Source organism: Leucobacter sp. VD1, from assembly GCF_037150695.1.
In the GTDB taxonomy this organism is placed as follows: domain Bacteria; phylum Actinomycetota; class Actinomycetes; order Actinomycetales; family Microbacteriaceae; genus Leucobacter.
This window is the reverse complement of record NZ_JBBCPO010000003.1, coordinates 660,416-667,975: the sequence shown is the minus strand read 5'-3', so window position 1 is coordinate 667,975 and position 7,560 is coordinate 660,416. Positions and strand designations below refer to the sequence as shown.

Here is a 7,560-nt window from a genome sequence, read left to right as displayed (position 1 = left end):
CACCAACCAAAACAGTCGATGCCGGGGATAAATAATTGGCATATGACAATTAAGTGCACACTATTGAGTTCTCAAAGACCAGACACCACCCGTACCAGCCAAAGCCTTCCGAACAGCAACCTGTCTATGCTAGCACATGTTATGTGCTCGCTGCGCATTATTTTGAACCGAACCGCCCTGCGGCCCGGCTCCGTTGCGCTGACAAGGGAATACATTACGCAGATCCTGCCCGCCCCGCAATAACCGCCCGTATCCCGGGCGTGTCTCCGCATGATTCCGCGGATTCACCCCTGCGACACCTCCGCGTCACCCTGGCGCGATAAGGGCCACAAATGGCCCATATCGGGCCATTCGGCTCGATAGGCCACGTATCCCGGGCGCGCCGCACCCCTGGTGCCGCCACAACCCTCCACCCCCTCCCCTACTCCCCCTGCTTAGATGGAGGGCGTGACTGAGCAGAGCGCAACGCCTACCCCTCCCTCCCCCTCCGATTTCGGTTTCGCCGTCGAGCATCGACTCGAAGCGGGCGGTGCCCTCGGCAGCGACGGCCGCCCCCTCGGGCGGGCGGGCACGATCCGCACTCCACACGGTGAGATTCAGACCCCCGCCTTCATTCCCGTGGGCACCAAGGCAACTGTGAAGGCGCTGCTGCCAGAGACTGTCGGAGAGCTAGGCGGCCAGGCAGTGCTCGCCAACGCCTACCACCTCTTCTTGCAGCCGGGCAGCGACATAGTCGACGAGGCCGGCGGCTTCGGCAAGTTCATGAACTGGCACGGCCCCACCTTCACCGACTCAGGGGGGTTCCAGGTGATGTCGCTCGGCGTCGGCTTCAAGAAGGTCATCTCGATGACCGAGGGGCTGCACCAGAACGACGACGTCATCGCGAAGAACAAGGAGCGTCTCGCGCACGTCGATGAAGACGGCGTCACCTTCAAATCGTTCCTCAACGGCGACCGCCATCGCTTCACCCCCGAGGTGTCAATGCAGATCCAGCACCAGCTGGGCGCCGACATCATCTTCGCCTTCGACGAGTGCACCACGCTGTTCAACACCCGCGCCTACCAAGAAGACTCCGTCGACCGCACCGCACGCTGGGCCGTGCGCTGCCTCGACGAGCATGCCCGCCAGACGGCAGAGCGCTCTCACCGCCCCTACCAGGCTCTCTTCGGAGTGGTGCAGGGCGCCCAGTATGAAGACCTGCGTCGCAAAGCGGCCCGCGGCCTCGCCGAGATGCGCGGCGCAGAAGCCGAGGAGCAGGAGTTCGACGGCTTCGGTATCGGCGGCGCCCTCGAGAAGGCCGAGCTCGGCACCATCTGCGGCTGGGTGAGCGATGAACTGCCCGAGCACAAGCCGCGCCACCTGCTCGGCATCTCAGAACCCGATGACCTCTTCGCCGGTATTGCCGCCGGCGCTGACACCTTCGACTGTGTCGCCCCGTCACGGCAGGCCCGCGGCGGCACCATGTATTCCAGCAGGGGGCGGATCAACGCAAAGGCTGCCACCCAGCGTCGTCGTTTCGAAGCACTCGACCCCGAGTGCGACTGCTACACCTGTGAGAACTACACTGCCGCCTACCTGCACCACCTCTTCAAGGCGAAGGAAATGCTGTCGTCGACACTGGCCACCATCCACAACGAACGCTTCATCGTGCGGCTTGTGGATCAGATCCGCGCCTCGATTATCGACGGCACCTTCGTCGAGTTCCGTGAGGAGGTGCTCGGCCGCCAGTACGGGGCTGAGTTCGCTCGCGAGGCCGCAGCCCGCTACGGTTCCTGATCGCGGATCAGGAAGCAACCGATCCCGACGCGGTGCGCTCCTCAGCGGCGCGCACCGCGCGGATCACGCGCGTCGTCATCGGCAACAGCACCACCTCGGCGAGCACCTTCACCACGTAGCCGAGCACCACGTACATCACGAAGTCGACGCCCGTGATGATGCCCGCGAACGCAATCGTGCAGAAGAGCAGCGTGTCGACAAGCTGCCCTGCGACAGTCGAGGCGATGAGGCGCGTACGCAAAAAACGACCAGAGGTGCGGCGCCGCATCCGATCCAGCACCCAGGCGTTCAGCAACTGGCCGGCAAGAAACGCGACGAGGCTCGCCGCCACAATGCGCGGCACAAACCCGAGCACCGCCGCAAAGGCCTCCTGGTTCTCCCAACCCGCCGCAGGCGGTGACACCTGCACCGCCAGGATCGTGAGCGACGCCACGAGCGCCAGACCGAACGCTGTGAGAATCGCACGCCGCGAAGCCTTCAAGCCATACACCTCAGCGAGCACATCACCCAGAATGTACGCCAGCGGGAACAAGAACACCCCGCCGTCGAAGACCAGCGGCAGCGAAAACTCGCCGAACGGGATCGCACCGAACGCGATCGGCTTCACCGCGACCACATTCGAGATCAGCAAAATGCCGACAAACATTGCCGAGATCGTTGCGTACCGCCCACCCGACGAAGCCGCACGGGCCCCCGGAGTGAGGTACTTCGAGGCATCGTCGGATTCCTCCACGCTGTTCATGCGCCGCGTCTCACTCATCGATCAAGCCCACTCCGAGCATTCCCCGGATCATGTCCATATTCAGCTTCGCCGCAACCCGCGCACCGTTGCCCGCCGCAATAATCAGCTGCTGTGGCCCCGGCGGCACGATGTCGCCCACCGCATACACGCCGCGCACCGAAGTCTCGCCGCGGTCGTCAACCACCACGAGCCCCCAGTCGTCACGCGCCACATCGAGCTCGCCCATGAACTCGACAGGGGCATGCCAGCGCGGGCGCACGAAACCACCGACGCGCGTAATCACCTCTCCATCAGCCAGGCGCACCCCCGTCATCTCGGCCTTCTCGCCCACAATGTCATCGATCGCGCGCCGCTCAACCCGCACCCCGATCGAGGCGAGCTGCGCCTCCTGCTCAGGCCGCACTGTGTCTGCACCGTTCGTGAACACGATCAAGTCAGAGCTGAAACGGCTGATCAGGAGCGCTCGGGCAAACAGATCGCTCGTCTCACCGATCAGCACCAGCGGCTTATCGGTCTTCTCGAAACCATCGCACTCGACACAACTGTGCAGCGCCGTGCCGTAGTAGGCGCGGATCATGGGCAGCGCGGGCAACTCTTCAGTGAGACCCGCAGCGATCAGCACGCGGCGCGCCACATAGTCGACATCGGCCGCACCCCTGATACCGGTGCCCCGCACCCGGAAGCCGATGCCATCGGGGAAGCCCGCAGCGATCGCCTCCTCAGCGGAAAGCGGGATCACCTCCCGCGTCATCACCTGCGAGAAGATCGCGGTGGGATACGCCTCGAACTCCTCACGGCCGAGCCGTCGCAGTTCAAGCGGCGACGAACCATCGCGCGTCAGAAAACCATGCGACTGCAGTGTGGCCGAATGCCGCGGACGGTTGGAGTCGAGGATCGCAATGCGCCGATTCGCGCGCACCAGCTGCAACCCCGCCGAAAGCCCGGCAGGCCCGCCCCCGATAATCGCGACGCCAACCTTTGTCGGCTCGCCACCGGCGGGGCTCCCCTGATCCATTCGAAGCGCGGCCGACACAGCTACGCCCGTTCCGCGAGCAGGGCGTCGAGCCGACGCAGGCGGGCCAGCGACTCATCGCGGCCCAGCAGCTCGAACGATTCGAAAAGCGGTGGCGACACGCGACGGCCCGAGGCGGCGACGCGCAATGGCCCGAACGCAAGGCGCGGCTTCAAGCCGAGGCCATCAATGAGTGCAGCCTGCAGCGCCGCCTGGATGGGCTCCGTCTGCCAGTCGGCCTCGGGCACGGCATCGAGCGCGGCAATGCTCGCGGCAAGCACCTGGCGGGCATCTTCCTTCAGCGACTTCAGTGCGTCGTCTTCGTAGACCAGCGCGTCAGCCGAGGTGAACAGGAACGCCATGAGCCCCACCACGTCGGAGAGCACCGTGATGCGGCTCTGCACGAGCGGCACCGCGCGACGCACCACCTCGAGCTGCTGCTCATTCGGCTCAACAGGCAGCGCGCCCCCGGCGATCAGGTACGGCAGAATGCGCGACTCGAAATCGCTCTCCGACAGCAAGCGGATGTGATCAGCGTTGATCGAGTCGGCCTTCTTCTGATCGAATCGGGCCGGATTCGGGTTGACGTCGACGACATCGAACGCGGCCACCATCTCTTCGCGTGAGAACACGTCACGATCCGGAGCCAATGACCAGCCCAACAGCGACAGATAGTTGAGCAACCCCTCGGGAATGAAGCCGCGCGAGCGGTGGTGCAGCAGATTCGACTCGGGGTCGCGCTTCGACAGCTTCTTGTTGCCCTCGCCCATCACATACGGCAGGTGGCCGAAACGCGGGATCGCCGGCTCCAGGCCGAGCTCGACCAGCGCGCTGTGCAGGGCGATCTGGCGGGGTGTCGACGACAGCAGATCTTCGCCGCGCAGCACGTGAGTGATGCCCATGAGCGCATCGTCGACAGGGTTGACGAGGGTGTACAGCGGGGCGCCGTTGGGACGCACCACCACGAAATCGATCGTGGATCCTGCGGGGAACGAAATGTCGCCACGCACCAGGTCGGTGAACGAAAGATCGGTGTCGGGCACGCGGAAACGCAGCGCTGGCTGACGGCCCTCAGCGCGGAACGCGGCGCGCTGCTCTGCGGTGAGGTCGCGGTCGAAGTTGTCGTAGCCGAGCTGCTTCGGGCGGCCCGCAGCCTCGTTACGGGCGTCGATCTCCTCGGCCGTGGAATAGCTCTCGTAGAGGTACCCAGCCTCGGTGAGACGCGCGATCACGTCCTGGTAGATGTCACCGCGCTGCGACTGACGGTAGGGGCCGTGCTCGCCGCCGGCGTCGATACCCTCGTCCCAGTCGAGCCCGAGCCAGCGCAACGAGTCAAGGATCTGCGCGTAGCTCTCCTCGCTGTCGCGCGCCGCATCGGTGTCTTCAATGCGGAAGACGAAGGTGCCGCCCGTGTGCCGGGCGTACGCCCAGTTGAAAAGGGCGGTACGCACCATGCCGACGTGCGGCGTGCCCGTCGGGGACGGGCAGAAGCGCACGCGCACGTCGCTGCCGGTTGCGGTGGAGAACTGGGAAACGCTGCTCGTAGACATCGTGACCTATTCTAGCGCCCGAGCGCCCGGATTCTCGTTCGGCACAACCCCCGAAACATGGGATGTGCCGGAGATACTGGATCTGCCTGAGATATGGCGATCCGCGCCACGAACTCCATATCTTCGGCAGATCCCATATTTGCGGCAGGCGGAGGCGAAGCGGCAGGCAGAAGCGCAGGCGGAAGCGGAGACGACTCAGCGACGCACCCACAGCATGGCGAGTGCCCCGAGCGCCAGCAGGCCGCCGGCGACGAGCGCCAGGAAGGAGAAGTCGCCGATCGCGAAAATGGGGCCGGACAGCGCCCCGGCCACCGCTCCGGCCGCGCTCATGATCGTGTCGGATCGACCCTGCCAGCGCGGCCGCACGGCCGACGGCGTGACTTCGGTGAGCAGCGCCGCCCCGGCGACGGTCACGGCACCCCACCCGAGGCCGAGCAGCACCAGCGCGATCTGCACGAGCGCGTGCGACGCCCCGGCGAAGTAGGCGAGGGTGACGGCGCCGAGCAGCAGCAGCCACCCGATCCCGATCACCTGCACGCGACCGATGCGCCCCGCGAGCAGCCCGAACACGGGCGACAGCGCATACATGCCGGCGATGTGCAGGCTGAGGGTGACGCCCACGAGCTGTGGGGTGCCCTCGTGATGCATCAGGTGCAGTGGCGTCATCGCCATGAGCGCCACCATGATGGCCTGCGCCATCGCGATCATGAAGACCGTGAGCACTCGCGGTCGGATCGACGCCGTGTCGGTGAGAGGTGCGGATCCGGATCCACCTGGCGACCCGTCGATCACGCCGGGCCCAACTGGCACGCTCGCCGTTTCGGGCGGCAACTGCCGAGCAGTGAGCAGCGGATCGGGGCGCAAGCCGAACCAGTTGACGAGCACCGCGAGAGCCTGCGCTACGAAGGGGAACACGAACACGCCTGCGAGCGGAGTCACTCCGAGGGCTTCACCGATGACCGCGCCTGGCCCCATCAGATTGGGGCCGACGACCGCGCCAACGGTGATCGCCCAGGCGACGAGCGACAGGTCGCGGGCACGGTTGCTCGGCAGTGCGAGATCAGTTGCCGCGAAGCGAGACATCAGCTGCACCGCACTGGCGACGCCGAGCATGGCGATGCCGATCGCGAGCAGCCACCACTGCTGCGCCACGGCGCCGAGGATCGCGACGACAGCGCCCAGCATCGCGACCGCGCTGCCGGCGACGAGCGCGCGGCGGCGGCCGTGCCGTGCGGCCACCCGCGCAAGCGGGATGCCTGCCGCGGCGGCTCCCGCGTTGAACATGGCGGATCCGAGGCCGGAGATCGCATCGTTGCCACTGACCTCGGCGAGCAGCAGCGCACCCACGGAAAGCGCCGCGCCCACGCCGAGGCCGCCGAGGATTGTTGCGGTGGCGAGCACGGCCACGGTGCGGCGTTGCAGCCGGCCGCCCCGGCGCAGCTCACCTGACTCGAGCACGGCGGTCGCGCCGCTCACGCGACGGGCTCCAGCCCCCAGCTCGAACCGTCGACGCTTGCGAGCAGACGCTTCGCGAGGCGCACCTGCGGGCTTTCGTTGGCGGTCGCCATCGACACGATGCCGATGGTGCGGTAGCGGGGCGGATCGAGCCGCAGCGCGTGCGCATCATCTGGCAGGGTGCGCGCCGCAGCGAGTGCGAGCCCCGGCACGAGCGCGACGGCTCCGCCGGCGGCGGCCATCGCGAGCATGGCGGGCACATTGTCGGTCTCCTGGATGATGTCGGGCTCGAAGCCGGCCTCGCCTGCCGCGCTCAGCAGGTGGCCGCGGCACTTCTCGCAGCCGGCGATCCAGTGGTCCGAGGCGAACTCGCCGAGTTTCACGTCGGCGTCGCCGGGGGCGCGCTCGTCGGAGGCCACGAGCCGCACTTCTTCGCGCCACAGCGGCAGAAATGCGCTGCCCGCCGGGAGTTCTGCTGCGCCCTCGTAGTCGAAGATGAGCGCGCAGTCGACCTCGCCGTCACGCAGCATCGCGGTGGCGGCGGGCGGCTCAGCCTCGCGATACTGCAGAGCTACGTCGGGAGCTTCAACCGCGAGTTCGCGCATGAGCGCGGGCACGAGGGTAGCGCTCGCGCTCGGGAAGCCGACGAGGCGCAGGGTGCCCGCCCGCTCGCCCCGGAGATCGTCGATCGCGGCGAGGGCGGCGTCGATCTCGGCGACGACAGTGCGGCCATGATCGGCGAGGATGCGCCCAGCTGTGGTGAGGCGGATCCCCCGCCCGCTGCGCTCGATCAGTGGCACGGCGAGCCGAGTTTCGACGCGTTTGATGCGCTGGCTGACAGCGGGCTGGCTGAGGCCGAGGCTCGCGGCGGCGGCGGTGAGCGAGCCTGTCGTAGCGAGGGCGTGCAGGATGCGCAGCTCGGTCGAGTCGATCGACCCGAGCGGATCGGCATTGCGGAGCGTGGTCATGCATCGATACTACGACAAACATAACCCCACATGAAGCAAAATATAAGAATGATTCTG

At 66.7% G+C, this 7,560-nt stretch carries 6 protein-coding genes; 1 reads left to right on the top strand and 5 read right to left on the bottom strand.

The window, feature by feature from the left end:
* The first annotated feature begins 438 nt into the window (after nt 1-438).
* Nucleotides 439-1,776 (top strand): tRNA guanosine(34) transglycosylase Tgt, encoded by a 1,338-nt coding sequence (tgt, locus tag WFL22_RS11985; RefSeq protein WP_336992992.1) that lies wholly within the window; start codon nt 439-441, stop codon nt 1,774-1,776.
* Nucleotides 1,777-1,783: 7 nt separating this feature from the next.
* On the opposite strand, the gene WFL22_RS11980 is transcribed toward tgt, so the two are convergent.
* From WFL22_RS11980 to WFL22_RS11960, 5 genes are all read right to left on the bottom strand, one after another.
* Nucleotides 1,784-2,536 carry a queuosine precursor transporter gene (locus WFL22_RS11980; protein WP_336651662.1) on the bottom strand — a complete coding sequence of 251 codons (753 nt, stop codon included), beginning with the start codon at nt 2,534-2,536 and terminating at the stop codon, nt 1,784-1,786.
* Entirely contained in the window at nt 2,529-3,533 is a 1,005-nt protein-coding gene (locus WFL22_RS11975) for an NAD(P)/FAD-dependent oxidoreductase (protein WP_336992990.1), read from the bottom strand. The genes WFL22_RS11980 and WFL22_RS11975 overlap by 8 nt, the downstream gene beginning before the upstream one ends.
* A gap of 20 nt (nt 3,534-3,553) precedes the next feature.
* On the bottom strand, nt 3,554-5,080 hold the full coding sequence (gltX, locus tag WFL22_RS11970) for a glutamate--tRNA ligase (RefSeq protein WP_336651664.1): 1,527 nt from the start codon (nt 5,078-5,080) through the stop codon (nt 3,554-3,556).
* A gap of 195 nt (nt 5,081-5,275) precedes the next feature.
* Nucleotides 5,276-6,556 carry an MFS transporter gene (locus WFL22_RS11965; protein WP_336651665.1) on the bottom strand — a complete coding sequence of 427 codons (1,281 nt, stop codon included), beginning with the start codon at nt 6,554-6,556 and terminating at the stop codon, nt 5,276-5,278.
* A complete protein-coding gene (locus WFL22_RS11960; RefSeq protein ID WP_336992987.1) occupies nt 6,553-7,503 on the bottom strand; it encodes a LysR family transcriptional regulator in 951 nt (316 codons plus the stop codon). Before WFL22_RS11960 ends, WFL22_RS11965 begins: the two co-directional genes overlap by 4 nt.
* Between the last annotated feature and the right edge of the window lie 57 nt (nt 7,504-7,560).

Coding starts and splice junctions, on each gene's coding strand:
- tgt (WP_336992992.1), top strand. CDS start 439: ATGGAGGGCGTGACTGAGCAGAGCGCAACGCCTACCCCTCCCTCCCCC.
- WFL22_RS11980 (WP_336651662.1), bottom strand. CDS start 2,536: ATGAGTGAGACGCGGCGCATGAACAGCGTGGAGGAATCCGACGATGCC.
- WFL22_RS11975 (WP_336992990.1), bottom strand. CDS start 3,533: ATGGATCAGGGGAGCCCCGCCGGTGGCGAGCCGACAAAGGTTGGCGTC.
- gltX (WP_336651664.1), bottom strand. CDS start 5,080: ATGTCTACGAGCAGCGTTTCCCAGTTCTCCACCGCAACCGGCAGCGAC.
- WFL22_RS11960 (WP_336992987.1), bottom strand. CDS start 7,503: ATGACCACGCTCCGCAATGCCGATCCGCTCGGGTCGATCGACTCGACC.